We start from the raw sequence: 23,699 nt of genomic DNA on the forward strand, positions 1-23,699 counted from the left end.
TTTCCTACCTCCTCAGTTTCGGGTCTAACGCGTCCTGCAAGCCGTCTCCAAGTACGTTAAACGCGTACATCGTCAAGGAAATGAAAAAAGCGGGGAAAAACAGCCGCCACCAATGGCCTGATAAAATCGCCGGCAGCCCGTCGTTTGCCATGACTCCCCAGCTTGCAAACGGCGCCTGAATGCCGAGTCCGAGAAAACTTAAAAATGATTCCGCAAAAATCGCCGCCGGCACCGTAAGCGTCATTTGGACAATAATGGCTCCCATCGTATTCGGCAGCAGATTTTTCTTAATGATCCGAAATGTTTTCGCTCCAAACGTTTTCGAAGCCAATACGTGTTCATCATGCTTCATCCTCAGCACCTGCCCTCTGACAATCCGCGCCATGCCGACCCATCCCGTCACGGTCAGAGCGACGATAATGGAACTGAGCCCCGGCCCCATCAGCACCATTAACAAAATGACAACGAGCAGATACGGCAATCCGTAGAGAACCTCGATGATTCTCATCATGGCGCTGTCTGTCCGGCCCCCTTTGTAGCCGGCGACGCCTCCGTAGATGACGCCGATCAAAAAGTCGATCAGCGCCGCCATCACACCGACAAATAAAGAGATCCTCGCTCCGTACCATGTTCTTGTAAACACGTCCCGGCCAAGTTCATCGGTTCCGAACCAGTGTGAAAAAGACGGCGGAAGATTCTGCTCGGCGAGCGTCTGCCTTGTCACGCTGTGCGGTGATATCAGCGGACCGAAAGCAGCCGATAGAAACAGGCAGCATAATATCACAAGCCCGGCCATCGCCAATTTGTTCTTTTTAAGCCGCCGCCACGCATCCTGACTGTAAGACAGGCTCGGACGCTTGACCGACTCGGTTTCACCCTTTCTTTCCGCGCCCGGCTGAAACCAGTCATCAGGCACTTCTGTGTGTTTTACCGTTTCTTGCGGGAGATTCATCAGGATCACCCTTTCTTATGAAGTTTTATGCGCGGGTCTAACAGGCCGTATGCCAAATCAACCAGAAACAGCAGGACGATCAGAATCACACTGTAAAATACGGTCGTTCCCATGATGACCGGGTAATCACGCTGATTGATGCTTTCTACGAAATATTTGCCCATTCCCGGTATGGCAAAAATTTTCTCGATGACGAAACTGCCTGTTAAAATACTTGCGGCAAGCGTCCCGAGTACTGTCACAACAGGCATAAGAGCATTTTTCAATGCGTGTTTGATCACAATTTTGACGGGAGAAAGCCCCTTTGCTTTTGCCGTGCGGATGTAATCCTGAGTCAGCACTTCGGCCATGCTTGATCTTGTCAGCCTCGCGATAATGGCCATGGGACCGACGGCAAGCGCAACAGTCGGCAGGACCATGTGAACGGGACTCGTCCAGGTAGCTGCCGGAAACCATTTCAGATGAACCGCAAATTGCTGAATCAGCAGCGTAGCCATAATAAAATTCGGAATGGAAATCCCGAGCACCGCAAGGCTCATGGCCGCGTAATCGAGAAATCCGCCGCGCCTGAGAGCGGCCATTATGCCGAGCGCGAGCCCGGAAATAACCGCGATGATGATCGCCGTTATCCCAAGCTCAAATGAGACCGGAAACCCGCGTTCAAGCATGGCGTTTACACTGTCTGACGGTTTTTTAATTGAAGGACCGAAATCAAAGGTAAGAATGGATTTTAGATAGATGGCGTATTGAGTGATAAGAGGTTCGTTCAGATGGTAGTAGGATTCGAGATTTCGCTGGACCGCTTCGTTTGTGCCCCGCTCTTCGTTAAAAGGCGAGCCGGGTATCACTTTCATCATGACAAATGTCAGAGTGGTGATGACGAGGACGGTCATAATCATGGCGATAAAACGTTTGATAAAATACCGCAGCAATGCCGTTCACCCCTTTAACAGAATGTTGTTCTCATGGCGAGTTCTGTCATGACGAGCATGGCCTGATAGGCTTCCGGCATGTCTTTTGCCTGAAATTGAACGATTGTCGTTCCCGGGATGATTTCTGTGCCCGGCATTAAATGGGCCCATTCAGCCTGTCCGTAGTTGGCAAATTCAATGCCTAATACAGGTCTTTCAGGCGGAGTCAGCGGTTTGACCTTATCTTTATTTTTGAGCGCATAGGCTGTTTTTTCCGTCAGGAGCCGTCCGGCTTTTTGAGGGGACAGGCATTTGACCGCGGTTCTTGAAATGGTTTGTTTGACGGCGGCAGTCGTCACATTCGGGATCAGCTCCTCCGCTTCTTTTGCGGCGCAATCATCTCCTGCAGCCATGATGACCGGGACATCGTAAAATCCGGCGAGATAGGCATTTAACCCCAGTTCACCGACCGGCTTATCATTTATGTAAAAGTGGCGGACGCCGAATATCATGCTGTGCGACATGACGCCCGGCATCGACGCTCTCGCATGATAGCCGATAAACATCACACCTGAATACGATTCATCAAGCCCCTGCATCATGGAAAACGGCTTGACATCCCCCGTAATCAGCTCTGCCTCAGGGTGAAGTTTTTCCGCGAGCAGATTATTCATCTTTGAGTGGCTGTCATTCACGGTCACTTCCGTGCATCCGTTATTAAACGCTTCTGCGATGCACCAGTTTGCTTCTTCGGTCATCAGAACCCTGCCGCGCTCATAATTGTGCATGCGGGAATTGACAAATGTTTCATCAGGCAGTCCGGAAATCCCTTCCATATCCACAGATAGATACAGTTTCATGTAATGCCTCCTTTTTTACTTAAAATTTCGATATTGAATTATGAATATTCTAACAAATTATATTAAAAAAGGATGAAACATGCAATATACCATTCTGCCATTATGGGAAAAAACAAACCCTTTTCACCGGGAAAAGGGTTTGCTGATAGAAAAAGTTACATACTGTTTTTGCTTATATGATGACGCTGAAACTGTCTGACCGTACTTCTGTATTCATGATCGGGAATGACCTGATGCCTGATCGGTTCAGGAGCCTGCGGCGAAGGCTGTTCAGCCGCCTGCTTACGGACGGCATGCGGTTTATGCGCCAGCTTATGTCCCATGCCGGTCGCATTCATGACAAATGATAAACACACTAAAAGCAAGCTTAAGATGAAAGCAATAAGAAACAAATCGCTGTATGTCCCCATCAGCAGGTCATGCGGCGATTGTGTGCCGCGCGCGCCCCCAAGCGTGCCGGAAGCATCTCTTTTCGTAAAATACCCTATTAAAACAGGTGCGCCCATATAAATGAAAAGCCTCAAAAACTGAACTGCCGTCATGCGTTTCACCAGTTCCGGAAGCGGCCCGCCCAACGCGGCTCCCATCAGTCCGGCTGCCACAATAAGCCCTGTCCCGGCCGCCAGCATCACGAAAAGCCCCGCAAATAGAATAAGCGGTATATGATGATCTGCCGTCATCCATTGGAAATTCACGAACACCAGTATAACAGAGCCTGTTATGCCGAGCATGCCCGGACCGACTTTATCATATGCTAATGCACTGATGACAGCGGCGATGGCCACGCCTCCCAAAAGGCTCGCATAAAGGAATATCAGTTGAGTTTGTGACATATGATATGCGGTCTGAAGCTCCCCGTGAAATGCAGAAAGACTGACCGCTATGGAAATACTGCCCGCAGCGATCATGAAAACACCCAGAATCGGCTTTGGAATCAGCATAAGTTTAATCGAAATCAGCGCATGTTCGTTTCTGTACTGCATGATCAGCAAGATCAGAAGAATGACGATGCTTCCTCCAAATCCCCCCAATGTCTGCCATGATGAAAAGCCCCATTTCGGCAGATGAATAAATGTATAGGCAGTCAGCACGGCTGATACACCCGCTAACAGAAAACCGATACCGTCAAATGGAGATTTTTCAGCATTTTTATGAGCGTCATCCCGCAGCCACATATAACTGAAAATGAGGCCGAAAAAAGACAGCAGGCCAAAAATGCCGAACAGCCAATGCCAATGGCCGGCGCTTGCCGCCGCCGTGCCTAAAACGGTTCCCATAATGACGGACCCGTAAAATCCGCCGATTAACACAAATAATGCGTAATTCCGGCGCTCAATCGGAAACGAAAGCACCAGCATCGGGATCATAATCATCAGCATAGTGCCCGCCGCAGCTCCCTGTAAAAAACGGCCCGCGGCGAGCGGATAAATATCATTTGTCACAGCAGCAAGGAGCGCTCCGATGACACCCGCGGCCATCGAAATCATATAGACAGGCCGGGAGCCGAATCTTTTTCTTAAATACGGCCCCGCCGGCACGAATAAGGCAAATGCCATATTACCGATAATAATCGGATGAAAAGAGTCAAAGTTTTCCCCGCCGACCGTCTGCCGGACAAGGCTTTGGACAGCCGAAAGAGCGGTATTCGACATCAGCCCCGGCCCGACCGCCAATACAGCGAGCAGAGAAATAATCCAGTGATGTTTTTCTTTCATGTGACAGCTCCTTTCTGACTATTTGACAAAGTGAAAAAGCTAACAGATCTCCCCCATTAGCTTGACAGAATTTTTCATGTGAAGGATTGAACATAATATCTCATTTATTATTTCAAATCCGATGGAAATTGTCAATATAAAGCGCCGCGCGTCCGATTTCGTCTTTTTCACAATTTCCCACAATCTTTTCATTATTATCCCACACTTTTTGTTTAAGATGGAGTCAGTAATAATAGGCAAATCATGCTATGATGAAATAGAGAAACGGAGTGAACATGATGGATAACTATCGTGATGAAAATCGGACAGACCAAAAAGAACAGGAAGTCCTTTTAGTAAAAGAAAACCCGCAGACGGCCAGATATTCCGCGCCGGACGAGGACAAGAAAAAACGAAGCTTCGGCTGGTTCAGACCGCTTCTCGGCGGAGTGATCGGCGGAGGGCTCGCCCTCGGCATCTATACATTTACGCCGCTTGGAGACCATCAGACTCAAGATACTTCCAATCCGGCTCCCGCTCAGGAAACGTCATCGGTAACCGCCAAGCAGACATCTTCTGAATCAGACAGCGGCAAATCGGCAAACAGCTCATCGGCAAATTCAAGCAGCATTTCGAATATGGTGGAAGACATTTCACCGGCGATCGTCGGGATCACCAATCTGCAGAAGCAGCAAAGCAGTTCCGATTTATTCGGATTCGGATCAAGCTCAGATTCAAACTCTAATTCGTCGGGTGATGATGCGGAAACGGGATCGGGTTCAGGCGTTATTTTTAAGAAAGCAAACGGCAAAGCGTATATCATTACGAATAACCACGTGGTCGAAGGCGCCTCTTCCCTTAAAGTGTCATTATTTGACGGCACCGATGTAACAGCTAAACTCGTCGGCAGCGACTCTCTGACAGACTTGGCCGTTTTAGAAATCAGTGATAAACACGTGACAAAAACGGCAAGCTTCGGCAGCTCATCCGCTCTCAGAACGGGTGAATCCGTCATCGCCATCGGTGATCCGCTCGGAAAAGACCTTTCCCGCACCGTCACACAAGGCATCGTGAGCGGCTTAAACAGAACCGTCTCGATCTCTACGTCAGCCGGCGAGTCGAGCATCAACGTCATCCAAACCGATGCCGCCATCAATCCCGGAAACAGCGGCGGACCGCTCTTGAATACAGACGGCAAAATCATCGGCATCAACAGCATGAAAATCAGCGAAAGTGATGTAGAAGGCATCGGCTTTGCCATCCCGAGCAACGATGTAAAACCGATCGCCGAAGAGCTTCTCACGAAAGGACAGGTGGAGCGCCCTTATATCGGCGTGAGCATGATCGACTTGGAACAAGTGCCGCAAAACTATCAGGAAGGCACACTCGGGCTTTTCGGCAAACAGCTGAATAAAGGCGTTTATATTCGCGAAGTGGCGCAGGGCTCACCTGCTGCCAAAGCCGGATTAAAAGCAGAAGACATCATTATCAGCTTAAAAGGGAAAGAAACCGGCACGGGCAGCGAACTTCGCAATATTCTCTACAAGAATACGAAAGTCGGCAGCACCGTTGACGTGAAGATTATCAGAAACGGCAAGGAAATGACGAAAAAAATGAAACTGACTCAAAAAGAAGAAACATCTTCTTAACAAAAATCCAAGGCAGCCGCCTTGGATTTTTTATGTATAGCGGAAACTTTAGGCCTGGATCAGCCGTATGACTTAGTGTACAAAGGAGGATACTTACACATGAAACAAACCGGACTTTTGCTGGTCGTTACAGGCCTGATCTTGCTGCAGCTGAGCATTCAGTTTCCTCAGCAAAACGCTGCTTGGGGTATGACGCTTGGCGCAAGCATTTTACTGAACCTTTCGGGAACCGGACTGATCATGCGCTCTCTGCACACGCAGACCGGCCGCAGATGAATGAAAAAAGCCGCGGGACATTCTGTCATCCCGCGGCTTTTATTTCACATAAAAGCACCCTGTCCGCTGGCCGGACAGGGTGTTTCGGTTAAGACATATGCTGGTCCCGATAAATCTTTTCGTTTTTCATGCCGTACGCTTTTTGCACGATATAGAGCGGACGGTCTTTTGCTTCGTCATAAATCCTTCCGATATATTCGCCGATCATTCCAAGCATTAATAGAACGATGCCGCTGAATAACAGCTGTATCACAATCAGAGAGGACCAGCCCGTAATGGTGCTGTTCGTAAACAGCTTCATGTATAAAACGATAAACATATAGAGAAAACCCGCTCCGGACATGATCATTCCCGCATAGCTTGCCGCCTTGAGCGGTTTATGAGAGAACGTTGTGATCCCGTCCATGGAAAGCTTCAGCATTTTTTTAAGCGGGTATTTCGTTTCCCCCGCAAGCCGCTCATCACGTTCATATTCTACAGCAGTCTGCTTAAAGCCGACCCAGCTGACGAGTCCTCTGACAAAAGGATTTTTTTCTTTTAATCTTTTCATCTCATCACAGACTTTTCTGTCCAGCAGGCGGAAATCTCCGGTGTCGAGCGGAATATCAATATCAGTCACGCTCCGCAGCAGCCGGTAAAACATAGAGGCCGTCTGTTTCTTGAAAAAGGTTTCTCCCTTTCGTTTCGTTCTGACGGCGTACACTACATCGTAGCCTTCTTTCCACTGCTCAATCATATCAAGGATTAATTCAGGAGGATCCTGCAAATCGGCGTCAATGACGGCGATTGCATTCCCCTCTGCATAATCCATACCCGCTGTGATCGCGATCTGATGTCCGAAGTTTCTGGAAAAATCAATAATTTTCACTCTCGGATCAATCAGACTTTGCTCTCTTAAAATCTCAATACTGCGGTCTTTGCTTCCATCATTGACAAAGATCAATTCATAATGCTCTTTTGTTTGATCCATGACTTCTTTCAGGCGCTGATAGGTTGTCTGAATGACGAGTTCCTCGTTATAAACCGGGACGACTATTGAATATTGAATATGTCTGCTCATGTTTTTTCCTCCTATTCATCAGATTGAAGTTCGTATAGTGAAGCTGACTGATTCATTCCGCCCGGCCCGCCGCTCATTCGTCTGTTTTTACCCGCAGCCTTGCTGCTTTTTGTATCAGCTGGATCACTATTTTTCGTTTTCTGATCTGTGCTTGATTTCCATTTATCTGAAGATACTTTCTTTCCGTTTTTCTCAACCCACTGCACAATATCGTTATTTCCGCCTTTGCCCATTCCGGATGTTAAGAAGTATTTTACTTTCCCTTCTTTTACGAGCTTTTTAAATTGAGTCAGCGTAATGGCCGGGTCAGACCCGCTGAAACCGCCGATCGCCATGACCGCTTTTTTCGTTTTTATAATGTAAGGCGCCGCTGTGTTGGAATCGGTTGTTGCAAATAGATAGTCCGCTCCGGCGTTATGTTTCTCTAAATAGTTGATCAGTTTTGTATTGACAGATGCGTTATCCATTCCCATGCCTTTTCCGCTTGTTGAAGCGAGCTGAGGGCCTGTTTCAGGCAATGAGCTGTTGCCTCCGTACAGAAGCGGTGTGCTCGCCCAATAAATCGGCATGACCATCAAGACGAGAAGGGCTGCAAGTGAAACATAATAACTTAGCGGTTTTTGGCGCTGTTTGAATACGAACAGGACGATTGCTGCCACTGCGCCGAGAACGCCTGCTCCGATGCTCCAGCCTGCTCCGATTTGATCATTGTAGTTTCTGAGGATAAACAGCTCAAATCCGGTTGTCACAAGAATAGCGGCCGGCAATAGCCAAGTTTTCCATCCCGCCTGCTTGCGGTACAGATGAACGAGGGCGACCCATCCCGCACCGACAAGTGCCGCGATCGGAGGCGCCAGCATAATGAGATAATAATGGTGGAAAAATTCCGCCACACTGAAGAATCCGGCAATCGGCACAAGCCACGCTGCCCAAAAGATCGTTTCCTTCTGTTCTGCTGATAATCGTCTTCTTTCTCTCGCCCCGGCGATCAATAAACCGGCCATTCCAAAAATCGCAAACGGCAGGAGCCAGCTGATCTGATCAGATAATTCCGTTTGGAAAAGGCGCAGCGGACCAGGGGTTCCCGTTCCGAACATTCCTGAACCTGATTGCATTTTCGAGCCGGTGCCTGCACCGCTTTTTCCTCCGCCGCCATCTCCGCCGCTTGGAGGACCTCCTTGACCGCCGCTTGGCATTTTCCCGTTAGATGGAGGTGCCGTCATACTGCCGTTTTGTGGTTTATCTCCGCTTGCTGAACTGCTGCTTGAAGACTGGCCGGGCGGCGCTTGCATTTGTGAAGAACCGCCGGAAGAAGACATCTCTTTCGATGCGTTTCCGTCCGGCCCGCCCTGGCCGCCGCCGGAACTTTGCCCTGTCAGCCGCTGAATCCCGTTATATCCGAAAGCCAATTCCAATACGGAGTTTGTCTGGCTGCTTCCGACATATGGCCTTTTGCTGGCAGGAATATTGTCAACAATGAGCGGCCATGACAATGAAACGGCTGCTAAAACGGCTAACGCGCTTACCAATGAAATGATTTTTTTCTTAATGGTTGTGTTTGCCGCAATCATATAGAACAGCAAGAAGGCCGGCAAAATCATATAAGCCTGAAGCATTTTTGTGTTAAAGCCTGCTCCGACGACAAAAAATGCCGCCAAAAGCCAGATCAGTCTGCCTTTTCTGACCGCTTTAAAGAGAAGCCATGTGGCGAACAAGAGGAAAAAGACCAGTAAAGCATCGACATTATTCGTCCGCGCGACCGCTACTGCGATCGGTGTACACGCCATGACAAATGAGGCGATGCGCGCCGCCGTTTTTCCGAACGTCGGCTTTATTAATAAGTACATGAATAGAACTGAACCTACACCCGCCAATGCCTGAGGCAGGATGACGCTCCACCCGTGCATACCGAATATCAGCGCGCTGATCGTTTGAACCTGGTATGTAACAGGCGGTTTATCTACCGTGATAAACCCGGCTGCGTCAAATGAAGCGTAAAAGAAATTATGAAAGCTTTGAAGCATACTCGTTACCGCTGCGGTGTAATAAGGATTCACCGTATCGTCATTCCAGATGTTGTACATATTCAAGAATGCGGAAGCGAGTAAAATGACAATTAAGACTGCGTCTATCTCGCGTTTTTTCATTTTCACCTGTGTTTTCACTCCTTTTGTTTAACTTTGAACAAGTGTAACAACCAAATGTGAAAAATTTATTAATAAACAAAGACAATTATTTTGCCGTTTACAAATAGGTAAAAAGAATGACAAAACGGGTAAAAAAGCAAAAAAAGATGCCCCCGTCAAGCCGGGAGGCATCTGTCATGATTTCTGATTTACTGTATCGGTTTCAGCCGTGCTTCTATTTCAGAACGGCGGTGTTCGAGATAAGGCGGGAGCGCAACCGTTTTGCCTAGCTCTTCAGGTTTTTCATCAACCATAAATCCCGGACCGTCCGTTGACAATTCAAACAGAATTCCGTTCGGCTCCCGGAAGTACAGCGCTTTGAAATAATAACGCTCTACAATGCCTGAGTTGCTGAAACCTTCTTTTGTAATGATGCGGTGCCATAAAGCAAGCTCCTCTTCATTCTGAACGCGGAAGGCCACATGGTGGACGCTGCCTTTCCCCGGACGCTCGCGCGGAAGATCGTTTCTTTCAATGAGATGGACTTCTGTGCGCGCGCCTCCGTTTCCGGATTCGAGCACCGTAACCGTGCCCCGGTCTTCATGCGTTTCTTTCCCGATTTCAGTGAAGCCCAGCACATCGGTTAACACACGCAGCGTCGGTTCTGCATACGGGACGGTCAATTCAACGGGACCAAGACCGCGGAAAGAATATTCTTCCGGTATGCCGCTTTGCTTCAACGCTTCACCGATGTCTTTTCCTTTTTCGTCAGCTGTCAGCACAAGCCGCTGTCCTTCATGATCCCAAAAAGCGAGTGTCTCTCTGCCCGCTATTGTCATGATGTCGCCATGAGCGACCTGATGCTCTTCAAATCGTTTTTTCCAATATTGAAGCGCTTGTGCATCCGGGACACGCAGGCCGATTGAAGAAATACTGTTTGTTCCCGCATGAAACGGCGCAATCCGCGGAATTTCGAAAAACGTCAATTCCGATCCCGGATTGGCTGTTTCATCACCGTAAAACAAATGATACATCGTCGGTTCATCCTGGTTTACGGACTTTTTCACAAGCTTCAATCCCAGGATGTTCCGATAAAAATCTAAATTTTTCTGCGCATCAGCCGTCAATGCTGATACATGGTGTATTCCTTTAACTTTCATTATGTTATCCTCCAGTCAATTATCTCGATTTCGAGATATTTTATATATACAATTTATGTTATCCGGAACGCAAAGTCAACCCATCTGCTTCACAGACGGTCTGCAGACTGTCGCTCTCCAAATAACGAACCTTCGATATTAAAAAACCATTAATGTTCGCTTTTAAAACAGTATTTTTTCCTTCTCAAAAGCAGAAACCTTTATCTTTTAGGGAAAACAACAAAATCAGAAAATTTATTTTATTCGTGTTTCAGCAATTAGGGTTTACAATATGGAAAATAGTTTTATCAGCATGACGATTTTACATCTGGAGGGATAGGATATGCAGATTGAAGAGAACGGACTTAAAAAAGAGATCGGCCTTACCATCGCCCTCTCACTTGTTATCGGCACCATCATCGGTTCCGGCGTATTTATGAAACCAGGCGCCGTGCTTGCCTACTCCGGTGATGCGAAAACTGCGCTTATCGCGTGGCTGTTAGGAGGCATTTTGACGCTTGCCGGCGGCTTGACCGTTGCGGAAATCGGCACTCAGATTCCGAAAACGGGCGGACTTTATACATATCTAGAAGAAGTGTACGGCGAATTTTGGGGCTTTTTGTGCGGATGGGTTCAAATTATCATTTACGGCCCCGCCATTATCGGAGCAATCGGCTTGTATTTCGGCTCTTTGATGGCGCACTTGTTCAATTGGGATTCCGGCTGGTCTAAATTGATCGGGATTTCAGCCGTTTTGTTTTTAAGCATCATTAACATTATCGGAACGAAATATGGCGGCATCGTCCAGGGAATTACGACTGTCGGCAAATTGATTCCGATTATCTGCATGATCGTGTTCGGCCTTTGGAAAGGCGATCAGCATATTTTCACAGCCGTTACAAGCAGCATGTCGGACATGAATTTCGGCGCTGCCATACTGGCCACCTTGTTTGCTTATGACGGCTGGATTCTGCTTGCGGCACTCGGCGGCGAAATGAAAAATCCGGAAAAGCTGCTCCCGAGAGCGATGACGGGCGGACTGCTGGTCGTCACCGCCATTTATCTTTTCATTAACTTTGCGCTGCTGCACATTCTTCCTGCGACCGACATCGTCAAACTCGGTGAAAATGCGACCGGCACCGCTGCCGGAATGCTGTTTGGCGACATCGGAGGAAAATTGATCAGCGTCGGAATCATCGTCAGCATCTTCGGCTGTTTAAACGGAAAGATTCTCGCTTTTCCGCGTGTCTCATTTGCGATGGCGGAACGGAAACAGCTGCCGTTTGCCGGACAGATTTCGCGGGTGCATCCGACGTTCCGCACCCCGTGGATTGCCGTGTCATTTCAGATCGCGCTGGCCATTATTTTTATGATCGCCAGCAATCCCGATAAGCTGTCTGAAATCTCTATTTTCATGATTTATATTTTTTACGTCATGGCCTTTTTCGCCGTGTTTATCCTCAGAAAAAAAAGCGGCGGAAAACCGCGCGCCTACAGCGTGCCTTTGTATCCGATCATTCCTGTTTTGGCCATCGCGGGTTCACTGTTTGTGCTGATCAGCACGATCATTACAGATACACTGAGCTGCGTGCTGTCCCTCTTGATCGGCCTCGCCGGGCTGCCGCTTTATTTTTGGCTGAAAAACGGCAGAAAAAACTGACAAAAACGGTTCCTTTTACGGGAGCCGTTTTTTTTCTGGCAAAATCACGTGCAAAAGTTGACAGCAAATTCACATCTTTTGTTATACTTTTTAAGCAAGATGTCTGAATTCGAAGTATGTTACGTTTTTTTGGCGAAGTGGGTAACATAAGAAAAACAGGATGAGACACGTTTTTACGAAAAAATCAAGAGGCGTTTTTTTCGACTTTATCTGTTTTTTTTCGACAAAAGGCTATATAATAATTTGATGTGTGCATTGTCTCATTCAAACAATGGAGGGTTTTTAATGATAAAAAGAAAAAAAGATAAGTTCTCACTCCTTTTAACAGAAATCGCAAAAAACATAGACGAAACCGCAGAATACTTTGTCAACTTTAAAGTGACGAACCAGACGACTTTAAAGGAATTTGCCGATACGTTAAAAGAGTTTGAAACAAAAGGAGATAATCATGTTCATGTCATGATTAAAGAGCTGAACAAAGCTTTTATCACTCCCATTGAACGTGAAGACATCCTTGAGCTGACAAACAGCCTCGATGACGTGCTTGACGGAATCGAACATTTTTCAGCAATGATGGAGATTTTCTCGATCACTTCTTCCGATGAGCATATCGATAAGTTCAGCGGATACATCAGAGAGTGCGCGAAGGAAATTTTAATCACGATTGAACTGCTTGCAGAAAACCGATTGAAGGACATTCACCCTCACGCCATTAAAATTAAGGAATACGAGCACAGCTGTGATAACCTGCACCGTAAATCATTAAAAAATCTGTTCGGCACAGAAACCGATCCGATTAAAGTGATTCAGTACCGCGAAATTTACGAAACGCTTGAGGAAATTGCCGACTCTTGCCAAAGCGTTGCCAATAACCTTGAAACCATTATTATGAAAAACGCGTAACGAGGGGTTATAATGGATACTCTATTACTTTTAACGATATTAATTGTCATATGCGCTTTGGTATTTGACTTCATTAACGGATTTCACGATACCGCAAACGCCATCGCCACCTCAGTTTCGACAAAAGCGCTGAAGCCGCGGCACGCAATCGTCATGGCCGCCATCATGAACTTTCTCGGAGCGATGACATTTACCGGTGTGGCGAAAACCATTACAAAGGACATTGTGAATCCTTATACATTAGACAACGGGTCAGTTGTCATTCTGGCGGCTCTACTCGCCGCAATCGCCTGGAACTTGATCACATGGTATTTCGGCATTCCGAGCAGCTCTTCACATGCGATTATCGGAGCGATCGCCGGAGCGGCCATTGCAGCGTCAGGTTTTGCAACGCTTAATTATAAAGGGTTCATTAAGATTCTCGAAGCACTTATTTTATCACCGATCATCGCCTTTGTTCTCGGCTTTATCGTATATTCGATCGTGAAGCTGATTTTTAAAGACAGCAATTTGGCGAAAACAAATAAACGTTTCCGCAGAGTGCAGATTTTGACGGCTGCCATTCAGTCCTATACACACGGAACGAACGACGCGCAAAAAGCGATGGGTATCATTACGATGGCGCTTATGACGGCCAATTTACATAAAAGTGATGCCATTCCTTTTTGGGTGCAGCTCTCTTGTGCCCTGGCAATGGGTCTCGGCACATCCATCGGCGGCTGGAAAATCATTAAAACCGTCGGCGGAAAAATTATGAAAATCCGTCCGGTAAACGGCGTATCTGCCGACTTAACCGGCGCAGCCATTATTTTCGGGGCCACGTTTATTCATCTCCCTGTCAGCACGACGCATGTCATTTCGTCTTCCATTCTCGGTGTGGGCGCTTCCCACCGCGTAAAAGGCGTAAACTGGGGAACGGCTAAACGGATGCTCATTACATGGGTCATCACCCTGCCGATTGCAGGTACACTCGGCGCCATCGCCTTTTTCATCCTAGATCTCTTTTTCTGATGACATCCGCTTCTTTACAGAAGCGGTTTTTTTGTGACAGGAAAATGATGTCATGACATAGAATGAACATAGCAGACCATTTTTCAAATTGTGAGGGATGCTCATGCTTATGTTTTTTCAGATTATGGTGTGGACGATGGCGGCCGCACTCATTTTATATGTGTACGCATCCTGGCGGTATGAGGCAAAGGTAAAAGAAAAAATGTTTGCCATCCGTAAAACGTGGTATTTACTATTTGTACTGGGCTCCATGGTCTATTGGACATATGATCCTGAATCGCTCTTTGCCGCATGGAGACAATATTTGATTGTTGCCGTCTGCTTTGCCCTTATTGATGCGTTTATCTTTTTGAGCGCGTATATCAAAAAGCTCGCCGGCAATGAATTAGAGACGGATACGCGGGAAATTTTAGAAGAAAATAACGAAATGCTTCACTCCTATCTTGAAAAACTGAAAACCTATCAATATCTGTTGAAAAATGAACCGATCCATGTATATTATGGAAGTACAGAAGCTTATGCGGAAGGCATCAGCAGACTGCTGGCCGCTTATGCCGAAAAAATGAATGTCACGGCTTCCTTGTGCGACTATTCCGCACAATCGGATAAGGACCGCTTGACGGAGCATATGCCTGATGCGGCGGACGTTCAGTCCCGTCTTAACCGTAAAGACGTCTACTATGATCAAAAAGGCAGGCTTGTGCTTATTCCGTTTACAGTCCAGAACCGCCATTACGTGATCAAACTCACGTCGGAAAACCTGTTGACGGAATTCGATTATTTGCTTTTCACATCGCTAACGAGCATTTATGATTTAATGCTGCCAATAGAAGAGGAAGGTGACGGTTAAATGGAGCAGGCATTTCAAAACGGGCAGCCGGAACAAAGAGCGAAACCGTTCAAAATGTTTAAAAAACGTTCAATGACAAGTATCGCAAGTTACCAGGTCAGCCCTCATACCGCCAGAATTTTCAAAGAAAACGAGCGGCTGATTGACAAGTATAAACAAAAAAAAGCTTGATTACACTAAGGACAGGAGACACGGCTCTTGTCCTTATTCCTTTTTTCCTTATCTTTCATATAATAAAACCAACAAAGAGATGCGACAGGTGATGATGTGAAGAAAATTGTCAGGCGCGTAAAGTTTGTGGATTACGGACGCTTCGGGCTTTCCGCTTATTCGCTGAGGATGCGGGCGAGGAATCTCAGGCTATTGAACCGGTTAAAAAAGAAAAAAGGCTGAATCCCGCAATGTGAACGGGACTCAGCCTTTTTTGTTAAAGCTGCATCAGAATTTTCGCTTTTACAGCGGGGCCGTAGACGCCGTCAGACGTCAGTCCGTTTACAGATTGGAAGCGGGCCACGGCATCTGCGGTTTTCGGACCGTAGATACCGTCAATTCCGTTATTGACAGCTCCTTTTTCAGGATAGAAATAAAGCGCGGCGAGCGCGTTTTGCACCTGGTATACCTTTTCGCCGGACGTGTACGGCTCTGTCAGCTGAATCACCTCGTCCGGAAGAGAATACAGTGCTTCAACCGGCGGGCTGACGATCAGTACTTGTCCGACTTTAATCAGGTTCGGGTCAGCGATGTTATTCCATTTCTGCAGATCGGCCACGCTGACGCCGAATTTCCGCGCGATCGCCGACAGCGTATCTCCTTTTTGGACGGTATACGTCTGTCTTTCCCCAGAACCGATTCCCGCTTTAAACTCATCCCATGTATCCAACAGTCTTCTCGGACAAAGCTTTCCTGACCAATGCTTGTGCGCAACGACATTTGCAAGCGTGATGCCGTGAGAGGTCATTAATGTGCGGATGAGCCATTGGGCGTTTGCCACGGCCTGTGAAAAGTTGCCGTCTGCGTTTTCACAAATTTCAATACCGATGGATTTACGGTTGCCGTCCCCGTTTCCGTCACCGGCATGCCAGCCGCTTTCGTTCAGCGGAAGATGCTGATAAATTTCCGTATCATCGACTGTGAAATGCCAGCTTGTCGGTGTATCGGGATTTTTCACATAGCTTGCGTGACTTTTGGCGTTAGCTCCGACTGCGGTATTGGCTGTATTGTGCACCGTAATGTAAATCGGTGTCATTGCATAGCCTGGGCGGTTATTGTTTCCTGCCGGGATAAAATCCTGTGTGATTTTTACCATATTCTCATCTCTCCTATTTCGATAAATTGTTTATTTTTAATAAAGCCTGCTGTTTTTTCCCTTTTGCTGTAACGTAATTGTTTTTAAACCAGGCGGCGGCAGTCGTTATGATTGTAAAAACGGCCGACCCGGCGGCATACAGCGTATCTGCAAGCTGGCTGACCTGGTCCTCCTGAATATTCAGCGGCGATTTGCCGAACATCAGCAAAGTTTGATTCAATAAAGCAAGCAAAAGAAGCACCGTCCTGACGACCGTGCCTTTGTCCGCGAATTTCATATCGGTTTCCCCCTTACTTTTGCAGCAGATTGTACATGATGGCGATGGCTCCGCCAATGACGCCCGTGCAGATTGCTGTCACGATCGCTCCTGTAATGGTCCGCTTAATCCATGTTGTGTTTTCGTCAATTTTGTTCAGTTTTTCATTCAGCGTCATGATTTGCTGATCCTGCCGGTCGGATACCCGCTCTAATGCGGCTACCCGCTGTTCAAGCACCTTTTGTTCACCTTTGATGCCTGCGAATTCTTTTTGCACCGCTTGTTCATCCAGAAGCACTTCCGCTCCCCCCTCTTACATTGTTCTCACCTCCCTTCGGAAGCTTCATTCTTACGAAAATGCCGTGCCTTTGACAGAAAGGCTCCCGCCGGAAATGCTCTGGATTTCCATGACGATTTCCTTAAAGCCGGCAATATCAAATGACCACACTTCTTCTGTGCCTGACGTACCGGCGGCTGATGTCCCGTCATCAGACCTGATTCCTCTGATCGGCACATTTTTTCCCGAGATGGATCTCCCCCAAAACGCGACATGGCCCGACTCAGCCGTGCCGGTGATTTCGACGAGAAGTTTTTTCCAAGCGCCCGCCGAGAAGATGCTTCCCTCGCCCGCCTCTGCTGCATTTTCATGAAAAATCACGTCTGTATATGAAAACGCCATATCACCGCCCGTACCGACAGATTGGTATAAAACAAATTCGGACTGCTTTTGATTTCCATTTTCAAAACGGAACCGGTAATATCGTTTTGTCAGGCTGACCCACCCCGAAGCGGTCAGCACTCCGCCTTTGACTGCGACAGAATGTGAAGCCGTCCACGAATTGTTATCCTCGCTCTCTTCGATAAAAAGAGTTCCGCTGCGGTCCGAATAAGCCCACCCCTGTGCTCTGTCTATTAAGACGGCTCCTAAACGGTCTTGTCCGAATTGGCTGTATACTTCAATCGCTTCTAGCGGCGTATTGGTAAGAAGCTCTGCCATTCCGGACAAATCAGCAACCGGTGTGACATAATCGTTTTTGTTACCGCGATAAGCTTTTACAGCGCCAGGTCTGCCAAGTTGATCGGCGGGAAATTCAAATGAATGCTTTTTCATCGGCCGTCCTCCTTTTCTCATTTATTAAAAATGACAAATAAAAAAAGCCGTTTGGCTTATGACACAGCATTTTTATAATTTTCGTATGTTTCACCCGTTATTTCTTGAAATTCCTCAGGCGTGATATACTTCGCGGCCACACCTTCAGCCAGATCTTCGGCAGAGCAGTCATCATAGCCCATAGCTTGTTTTACCATTTCTATTGAGGCCCACTTATAAAACAAAGCGTAAACCCAAAAGTTAAGTCTCTTCATTTTTTCATTCTCCTTTTACGTTTAATAATTCTAATTTTAAAGACGCTATTTGTTCACCTAAAGCTTTATTCAACATCTCTGTTTTCTCCCTTGCTACCACTTCGGCAGACAATTGTACACCTAAAGCATTTTGAGCTTGTTCTGCTTGTTTTCTCGCTAGTTTTTCATCTGCCAGTTGCTGTCCGATTTCTTTCAACTGTTCCACAATGGGATCCGGCTCCACCACATCCTGATACTTGTTTTTTTGATTTTCCTTATATTCTTGATCAGCAGATTCGTTCCAAATTTTATTTACTTCATCAAACTGCGGTCTCCATAAGCCGTCCGGAGGTTTTATGGATGTTGAGTTTTGCGGCATTATACTTGATGTACTGTCTAAGATTTCAGGCCTTTGAAAATAAAAATTCTCATCATACAAAAAGACTTGCATATTCATCCCTCATTACAAAGTGAAATTATTATCTATTGAAATCCCTGTAATATTTTCCTCTATTTTAGCGAATTTTCCGCTAAATCTCAGTTCACCCGTTGGTTCGGCATAATATTTTGTTACCCCCGTTGTTCCAAAGAAAGTGGCAGCCATTGCTTTCTGTGTTGAAGGATGAGCTTCAGCAGGGAGTACAGCAAAAACACTATCGAAGTCTGGAGGAACCACTTCACCACGGGTGAATACTTGGTTGCCCCACACTGCATACTGAGGTTTTCTTCCGCCAACCTTATGTCCATTAATTAGCGTTAAATCATACCAAGTTATTTTATTAAAATCCTCTTCAGTAAATAGACGTTTCCACCCCTTAAAAACACCGTCTGTATGAACAGTTGCAATCCATACATTGTTATCGTAACTTCTCCAAGCTAAAATCGACTTCCTCCCTGACTCCCCCTCAACCACATCATAGTTAAACCAGGAATTATCATTTTCAACCGGATTGTTTTTCAGCTGAGCACCCATTCCACAATAAAACCCCGTGCTCAGCGCCAGTATGTCTGATCCGTTTTCTAATCGTGTCCGTCTCCCATCATCCTTTGTCAACTTCGCCAACTGGCCGCCGTTCCATTTGTCTCTTTCGATAGGACTTATATGAATTGATGAATCTATCGCATGTGCATCGACCTTTGACTGCGCTCCAGCTATGGATTCAATTGGATACCAATTGATTGCTGTTTGATTAGTGTTATAATAAAACCACCATGCATTACCCTTCACGTCTACAGCATAACCATTACCTATTCCCGGCTGCCCCACTAACTGCATACCTCGCAGACTCGTATTTGACGGGTTGTCTGTTACTGCATTGGTTCCGTAAAAAGTTACAGAACCTACATCTTTTAACGAGTCATAAAACGAGCCGGAAGTTAAATTGATTTTTTGCGTGCCGTTATCAGCGGTGATTTTAAACAGCTGCCCTGCATTCCATGTATCCTTCTCAGCTTTCGTTACATGGATATCAGTCTGATTTGTGTGGGCATCGACTTTTTTTTGGGCGCCTTCCGAAGTTTCTAACTGAACCCAATCAGTCCAGCCGGAAGCTTTAAGGGTTTTTCTCCATGTGCCTCCTTCATAATCCATTGCCAGAGCCTCACCATAAGACTTGAATCCGATATATAAGCCTCTGGTGGAAAGCGGAGGAGTATGAACTCCCGTGTTATTTGTGTAAAAGAAAAAAGATTGATTAAGCTGGTCTACAATTTGATGAAAATCCAAGCCATCTTGTATACTTATTAAATATTTCCCTGAATCATCCGTCAGCTTTGTTAACTGCCCGTTATTCCACTTCTGGCGCTCTTCCTTCGTCACATGCCGGTCCAGATCTTGATTGTGCTGATCAAAATCTTTCTTTGCTGCCTGCTGGACATTGTCTACGTTTCCGAGACCGATTTGCGCCTTTGTCGTTTTGTGCGGGTTGTTCATGTCGTTTTTATGGGCCGCCAGATCCGTGTGTGCGTCATTTATGCCTTTTTCCCAGCGGTTGACGTCATCTTCGTTAATCGGATCGTCCGGAAGCCAGTCTGTTTTTTCTTCGTAAGCCATCGTTACACCACCTCAAAGGTAAATCTTAAATCAAGCGTTCTGTTATTACTGAGATCTAAATTTGTTTTTCGTTCTGTGATGACGCTTCCTGTTTCGTCAAGCATCTGCACGGTTTCAATGTGTTTGACGTCTTCTTCCCTGCGTGTGAGAACGGTGACTGCGGCATCTTTTACGGAAATGTCCGCAATTGGAGTTTCTTTTCCGTTTAACAGCACTTTTGTGATCCTGTTTTTCAGATCGGCTGCGGCACGCTGTCTGTAAGCGGCTGATATCATGGTAAGACCACCTCGTTATTGTTGAGTGTGACGGAATAACCGACCTTCAGTTCACTGACTTTTCGGTATCTCCGATTGTTGAGAATGACCCGGTCTTTGATTTCCAGTGTTTCGTTTAATGCGGCTCTCAGTGTATACGCCAAATGAGCGGGTTTGATTTTTTCAAGCGTTTCAATCAGCTCGTTCATGTGCTGCAGGTCATCAAGCCCGATATCGGCATAAAAACGATACTGCCCCGGAAACATCCGAACGTAAGCTGACGGATGTTTTAAAAAACGGTTTAGCGCCTGCTCGATCGCTTGATGTGTGATGGGCGGAATATTCGACATCTTTGAAATCAGCCTGAGCCGTCTCATATCCTCCGTGTCACCTGATTCCCGCGGTATTTTTAATATTTTTTCCCAGCGGTCAAGCCCCCACGTCGCCGTCGTGATAAAGAGCTGATCTGTCAAATCGAAAATATCGTTATTCTGCCGCTCAAACTCAGGAGCTTCCGCCTCAAGCAGTTGTGCCATCTCCTTTAATCGGGTTAAAAACGGCGGGAGGTACGCCGTCATCTCATCGAGTCTGCTCAAGGATTATCACCTCTTTGAGTTTAGGAATTTCCACGTCACTGAGCACGAGGTTTTCCGCCGCACCGTTCATTTTGATATCGGCGTAGTCACTGACGGATGCCGAGTTATAAACGATGTTGTTTATTTGTGATAAACGGACGGTGTTTTCTTCGAAGGCCATTTTCTTAAATAAATTCAGGACGCCTTTTTCAATCTCCGCTTTCACGTCATCGATCGAGCTGTTCAGCTCAGGCAGCACGGAAGCGGAGATTTCGATTTCCTTCCATACGGCGCTTTCCACCGTTACTGCCGCTCCGATCGGCGCCTGTCCTTCTCCCTGCCCTTCGTCCGGATCAATATAATCCTTTACTTTCTTGATCAGAATATCTGATGCCGGTTCCAAATTCGCATTTGTGATGACAACCTTCACCGTTCCGGCTCCGTTCCAAAGCGGAAAGATTTTCGCCCTGCCGACGCCGTCAACCTCTTCGGCCCATTGTTTATAATGCTGTTTATTTGCGCTGACTGCCTCCCGGCGGACACGGGTAAAATAGCGCGTCCTTAAGCTGCTGTCATCTTCTTCTTCACGGCCGGGAATTAATATATCGCCCATGACCGCTTTCTCAAGCCCGGGAATCGTATCAAGCGGCAGCAGATTTTGACCTGTAATGCCGGCATTGCCCGCTTCTCCGGCCGTTTCACACTCGAGCGTTCCATCCTCCGTATATTGAAAATACAGGTTATCAACGAAGAAACGGGAGCCTGGCGGAATGGTGATGCCCGCTGTGAATTCTCCGGCTCTGACCGCTTTTGTGGCAGGTGTTCGTTCAATTCCCGCTTCAGCAGCCCGCCTGTCCAGAAATTCTCCCTGAGCCGTATCGGAAAACACGAGCTCCAGCACGGTATCAAGCCAAATATAAGACTTTGCGAGCTCAGCGGCCGCAGGCGCGAGCGCATTGTAAATGACGCTGCCTTCTCTCGTATCAATATCTGCCGTAATGCGCGCCAGCATTCTGTCCATAATGTCGTCAAACGTCTGAGCTTCAAACATCCTCACCCAGCACCTCCTCTATCTCAAGCATGCCCTCATCAGTTTCAACGGTAAAAGAGACGGTGAAGGCATCATCTTTTTTCTCAATCTCAAAATTGGTAACAGCCAAAATACGGTCATCATACAGCAAGGCTTCTTCTATCAGTCTTGGAATCTCCATTTTTTTATAAGCATCCGTCGTGTTCTGATCTGAAAGCACTTCCTGAAGTTCGTTTCCAATATCATGGCTGAAAACCGAATATGAATACCGTTCTGTGTGAAGAGCGATATAGACGAATTGTCTGATTGCGTCCAGTCCGTTTATCAGTTCATTGGTAATCCGGTTGTTTTCAAAATCAATTCGGTAGGTTTGTGAAGTCTCAACGGCCTCACTCGCATCCTCCAAATCTTCAAATTCGATTTCCGGTGTCAGGGCCATTGCACCCGCTCCTTTTAGATTTGATCATGTAAAAAAGCCCTCTTCGGATGATGAAGCGGCTTTAATAGGCTGATATTCTGGTACATCTCCGTCCGGATGCCGGTTAAATTTTGTCCAGTACAAAGAAAGACTGTCCTCCTGTTAAGGCGGCGGTCATCACCCGATCTCCCGCCTGGAGCTGATCATCTTCTCCGGATCTCAGCCGCTTCGGCACAATGAGTGCATCAGACGGAATCAAAAGTTTGTCGTGATCTTTCAGTTTCAGCTCGAGCGGCGAAACGGAGGTCACTTCGGCCGGCATCAGCTCCACCGGCGCTTCAGCGTCAACCGCTCCGACGGCTAAATGTTTAATGGCATCACTTAATCTCATCAAGATGTCCCCTCCGGCAGTGAATTTTTCTCCGTGACGTCAATCGTCATGGTATGTTTTGTTCCTTGGAATTCATGGCGGTCCGTATCTACATAATAGGTTTTCTTCAGCCCGATTTCCGGAATTGAAATATAGACAGGCAATCCGCTTTCCAACCCGGGAATACCGATCGCCTGTATATTTTTCAGCTCTTTCTTAACGCCTTTTTTCTCAGCCTGCTTCACTTTTGCGCGCTGTTTCAGCTGAGCTTCGTTAATGTCGTCAGAAACCGTTTCGGTATACTGCAAAACGCCGAATGTTTTCATGCCCGCGCTGTCTGACGCGGAAGCCTTTATCGTTTTATTGTCTTTTTGCAGCCGCATGACGACACGGGTTGCGGTGTCATCAATTGAGGTGCTGTATTGATACCCTGTGATATTAACTCCTGTTTCCAGCACCCATATGTCAGACGGCTCCGGCCAATCACGCAAGCCGAGCCTGCCTTTTTCTGAATAGAGCTGATAATTGCGCCCCGTCTGGCTTTTTGTCTGCTTTAACGCTTTTAGCATCATATCGTAAAGGCTTGTATCATTTTTAAAAACGAGTGATTTAATGGTATGGCCTGTGTTGGCAATGGATGTGACGGGAATTTGAAAATCGCTGGCGATCCTTTTTAATATTTGATCGGCGCGCTTGTTGGAAAACACGTAAACGTCCTGGTTTTTCACAAGATATTGGAGCATATCGTATGCGGTGAAGGCGACGGTACGCTCATCGGGCGTTCTTGCAAAAACAACGCCGCGGAACAGCTCTTTTCCGTTCCATTTGAACAATACCGTATCCCCCTCCGATACACCGTAATACGTCTGGCTGCCCTGCTTTACGACAATCGTCGCTTCGATGGAGCGGGGCGCCTGATATCTGTGTCCTTCCAGCGTGACGCTTTCTGTGACAAGCTCGAGCCACTCCGTTTCTTTTATGACAAATAGTTCAATCATCTTT

28 protein-coding genes are annotated in these 23,699 nt (G+C 46.9%); 8 read left to right on the plus strand and 20 right to left on the minus strand.

The genetic code is table 11. The features are described 5' to 3' along the window. Positions 1-4 precede the first annotated feature (4 nt). The 4 genes from NQS30_RS19275 to NQS30_RS19290 form a co-directional block, all read right to left on the minus strand. Positions 5-952, minus strand: coding sequence for an ABC transporter permease (locus NQS30_RS19275; protein ID WP_025284618.1), 948 nt, complete (start codon positions 950-952; stop codon positions 5-7). Positions 953-957: 5 nt separating this feature from the next. Next, positions 958-1,884, minus strand: a complete 927-nt coding sequence (locus NQS30_RS19280) for an ABC transporter permease (protein ID WP_007610853.1) — start codon at positions 1,882-1,884, stop codon at positions 958-960. Between the two features lie 14 nt (positions 1,885-1,898). Continuing rightward, on the minus strand, positions 1,899-2,723 hold the full coding sequence (locus tag NQS30_RS19285; RefSeq protein ID WP_007407248.1) for a M55 family metallopeptidase: 825 nt from the start codon (positions 2,721-2,723) through the stop codon (positions 1,899-1,901). 155 nt (positions 2,724-2,878) lie between these two features. After that, positions 2,879-4,438 (minus strand): MFS transporter, encoded by a 1,560-nt coding sequence (locus NQS30_RS19290; RefSeq protein ID WP_218791609.1) that lies wholly within the window; start codon positions 4,436-4,438, stop codon positions 2,879-2,881. Between the two features lie 278 nt (positions 4,439-4,716). Between NQS30_RS19290 and htrA the strand changes: the two genes are divergently transcribed. Beyond that, positions 4,717-6,066 (plus strand): serine protease HtrA, encoded by a 1,350-nt coding sequence (gene htrA / locus NQS30_RS19295; protein ID WP_157696431.1) that lies wholly within the window; start codon positions 4,717-4,719, stop codon positions 6,064-6,066. 99 nt (positions 6,067-6,165) lie between these two features. Beyond that, a complete protein-coding gene (locus NQS30_RS19300) occupies positions 6,166-6,342 on the plus strand; it encodes a hypothetical protein (RefSeq protein ID WP_164463354.1) in 177 nt (58 codons plus the stop codon). Positions 6,343-6,430: 88 nt separating this feature from the next. Here NQS30_RS19300 and NQS30_RS19305 read toward each other — a convergent pair whose 3' ends face one another. The 3 genes from NQS30_RS19305 to NQS30_RS19315 all read right to left on the minus strand — a co-directional run bounded on the left by NQS30_RS19305 (position 6,431) and on the right by NQS30_RS19315 (position 10,688). Beyond that, positions 6,431-7,402 (minus strand): glycosyltransferase family 2 protein, encoded by a 972-nt coding sequence (locus tag NQS30_RS19305; protein WP_007610846.1) that lies wholly within the window; start codon positions 7,400-7,402, stop codon positions 6,431-6,433. Positions 7,403-7,413: 11 nt separating this feature from the next. Further along, entirely contained in the window at positions 7,414-9,555 is a 2,142-nt protein-coding gene (locus NQS30_RS19310) for a glycosyltransferase family 39 protein (protein WP_218791608.1), read from the minus strand. Between the two features lie 182 nt (positions 9,556-9,737). Beyond that, entirely contained in the window at positions 9,738-10,688 is a 951-nt protein-coding gene (locus NQS30_RS19315; protein ID WP_218791607.1) for a ring-cleaving dioxygenase, read from the minus strand. A 322-nt stretch (positions 10,689-11,010) separates the two neighbouring features. Here NQS30_RS19315 and NQS30_RS19320 point away from each other — a divergent pair, with 322 nt between their 5' ends. The 6 genes from NQS30_RS19320 to NQS30_RS19345 all read left to right on the plus strand — a co-directional run bounded on the left by NQS30_RS19320 (position 11,011) and on the right by NQS30_RS19345 (position 15,484). After that, entirely contained in the window at positions 11,011-12,327 is a 1,317-nt protein-coding gene (locus NQS30_RS19320) for an APC family permease (RefSeq protein ID WP_007407254.1), read from the plus strand. Between the two features lie 285 nt (positions 12,328-12,612). Beyond that, positions 12,613-13,230: a DUF47 domain-containing protein gene (locus NQS30_RS19325; RefSeq protein WP_003154804.1), complete on the plus strand. Its 618-nt coding sequence runs from the start codon at positions 12,613-12,615 to the stop codon at positions 13,228-13,230. Between the two features lie 12 nt (positions 13,231-13,242). Beyond that, positions 13,243-14,241, plus strand: a complete 999-nt coding sequence (locus NQS30_RS19330; protein WP_020955696.1) for an inorganic phosphate transporter — start codon at positions 13,243-13,245, stop codon at positions 14,239-14,241. Between the two features lie 103 nt (positions 14,242-14,344). Continuing rightward, a complete protein-coding gene (locus NQS30_RS19335) occupies positions 14,345-15,091 on the plus strand; it encodes a type II toxin-antitoxin system SpoIISA family toxin (RefSeq protein WP_032866111.1) in 747 nt (248 codons plus the stop codon). Then, positions 15,092-15,262 carry a type II toxin-antitoxin system SpoIISB family antitoxin gene (locus NQS30_RS19340; protein ID WP_003154807.1) on the plus strand — a complete coding sequence of 57 codons (171 nt, stop codon included), beginning with the start codon at positions 15,092-15,094 and terminating at the stop codon, positions 15,260-15,262. Positions 15,263-15,358: 96 nt separating this feature from the next. Next, on the plus strand, positions 15,359-15,484 hold the full coding sequence (locus NQS30_RS19345) for a hypothetical protein (RefSeq protein WP_023356844.1): 126 nt from the start codon (positions 15,359-15,361) through the stop codon (positions 15,482-15,484). A 34-nt stretch (positions 15,485-15,518) separates the two neighbouring features. Here NQS30_RS19345 and NQS30_RS19350 read toward each other — a convergent pair whose 3' ends face one another. The 13 genes from NQS30_RS19350 to NQS30_RS19410 form a co-directional block, all read right to left on the minus strand. Continuing rightward, on the minus strand, positions 15,519-16,397 hold the full coding sequence (locus NQS30_RS19350) for an N-acetylmuramoyl-L-alanine amidase (protein ID WP_020955695.1): 879 nt from the start codon (positions 16,395-16,397) through the stop codon (positions 15,519-15,521). A gap of 13 nt (positions 16,398-16,410) precedes the next feature. After that, positions 16,411-16,674, minus strand: coding sequence for a phage holin (locus NQS30_RS19355; protein ID WP_003154813.1), 264 nt, complete (start codon positions 16,672-16,674; stop codon positions 16,411-16,413). Positions 16,675-16,687: 13 nt separating this feature from the next. Further along, positions 16,688-16,951 (minus strand): hemolysin XhlA family protein, encoded by a 264-nt coding sequence (locus NQS30_RS19360; protein WP_003154815.1) that lies wholly within the window; start codon positions 16,949-16,951, stop codon positions 16,688-16,690. A gap of 51 nt (positions 16,952-17,002) precedes the next feature. Beyond that, complete coding sequence (locus NQS30_RS19365; RefSeq protein ID WP_020955694.1) at positions 17,003-17,764, minus strand: hypothetical protein; 762 nt, start codon at positions 17,762-17,764, stop codon at positions 17,003-17,005. A gap of 56 nt (positions 17,765-17,820) precedes the next feature. Beyond that, complete coding sequence (locus NQS30_RS19370; protein WP_007610833.1) at positions 17,821-18,018, minus strand: XkdX family protein; 198 nt, start codon at positions 18,016-18,018, stop codon at positions 17,821-17,823. Positions 18,019-18,022: 4 nt separating this feature from the next. Then, a complete protein-coding gene (locus NQS30_RS19375) occupies positions 18,023-18,448 on the minus strand; it encodes an XkdW family protein (RefSeq protein ID WP_050498185.1) in 426 nt (141 codons plus the stop codon). A 12-nt stretch (positions 18,449-18,460) separates the two neighbouring features. Continuing rightward, entirely contained in the window at positions 18,461-20,050 is a 1,590-nt protein-coding gene (locus tag NQS30_RS19380) for a hypothetical protein (RefSeq protein WP_205164551.1), read from the minus strand. A 2-nt stretch (positions 20,051-20,052) separates the two neighbouring features. Next, complete coding sequence (locus NQS30_RS19385) at positions 20,053-20,325, minus strand: hypothetical protein (RefSeq protein WP_003154822.1); 273 nt, start codon at positions 20,323-20,325, stop codon at positions 20,053-20,055. Next, positions 20,322-20,900, minus strand: coding sequence for a YmfQ family protein (locus NQS30_RS19390; protein ID WP_007407262.1), 579 nt, complete (start codon positions 20,898-20,900; stop codon positions 20,322-20,324). The genes NQS30_RS19385 and NQS30_RS19390 overlap by 4 nt, the downstream gene beginning before the upstream one ends. Then, positions 20,884-21,930 carry a baseplate J/gp47 family protein gene (locus NQS30_RS19395; protein WP_032871285.1) on the minus strand — a complete coding sequence of 349 codons (1,047 nt, stop codon included), beginning with the start codon at positions 21,928-21,930 and terminating at the stop codon, positions 20,884-20,886. Before NQS30_RS19395 ends, NQS30_RS19390 begins: the two co-directional genes overlap by 17 nt. Next, positions 21,923-22,348, minus strand: coding sequence for a DUF2634 domain-containing protein (locus tag NQS30_RS19400; RefSeq protein ID WP_020955689.1), 426 nt, complete (start codon positions 22,346-22,348; stop codon positions 21,923-21,925). Before NQS30_RS19400 ends, NQS30_RS19395 begins: the two co-directional genes overlap by 8 nt. Before the next feature lie 103 nt (positions 22,349-22,451). Then, the gene (locus NQS30_RS19405; RefSeq protein ID WP_007610818.1) at positions 22,452-22,718 is read right to left on the minus strand and encodes a DUF2577 family protein; all 267 of its coding nucleotides are present in this window, start codon (positions 22,716-22,718) and stop codon (positions 22,452-22,454) included. After that, positions 22,718-23,695 (minus strand): XkdQ/YqbQ family protein, encoded by a 978-nt coding sequence (locus tag NQS30_RS19410; protein ID WP_205164550.1) that lies wholly within the window; start codon positions 23,693-23,695, stop codon positions 22,718-22,720. The genes NQS30_RS19405 and NQS30_RS19410 overlap by 1 nt, the downstream gene beginning before the upstream one ends. Positions 23,696-23,699: the final 4 nt, after the last annotated feature.

This window comes from Bacillus sp. B1(2022), assembly GCF_040259625.1.
GTDB classification, from domain to species: domain Bacteria; phylum Bacillota; class Bacilli; order Bacillales; family Bacillaceae; genus Bacillus; species Bacillus velezensis.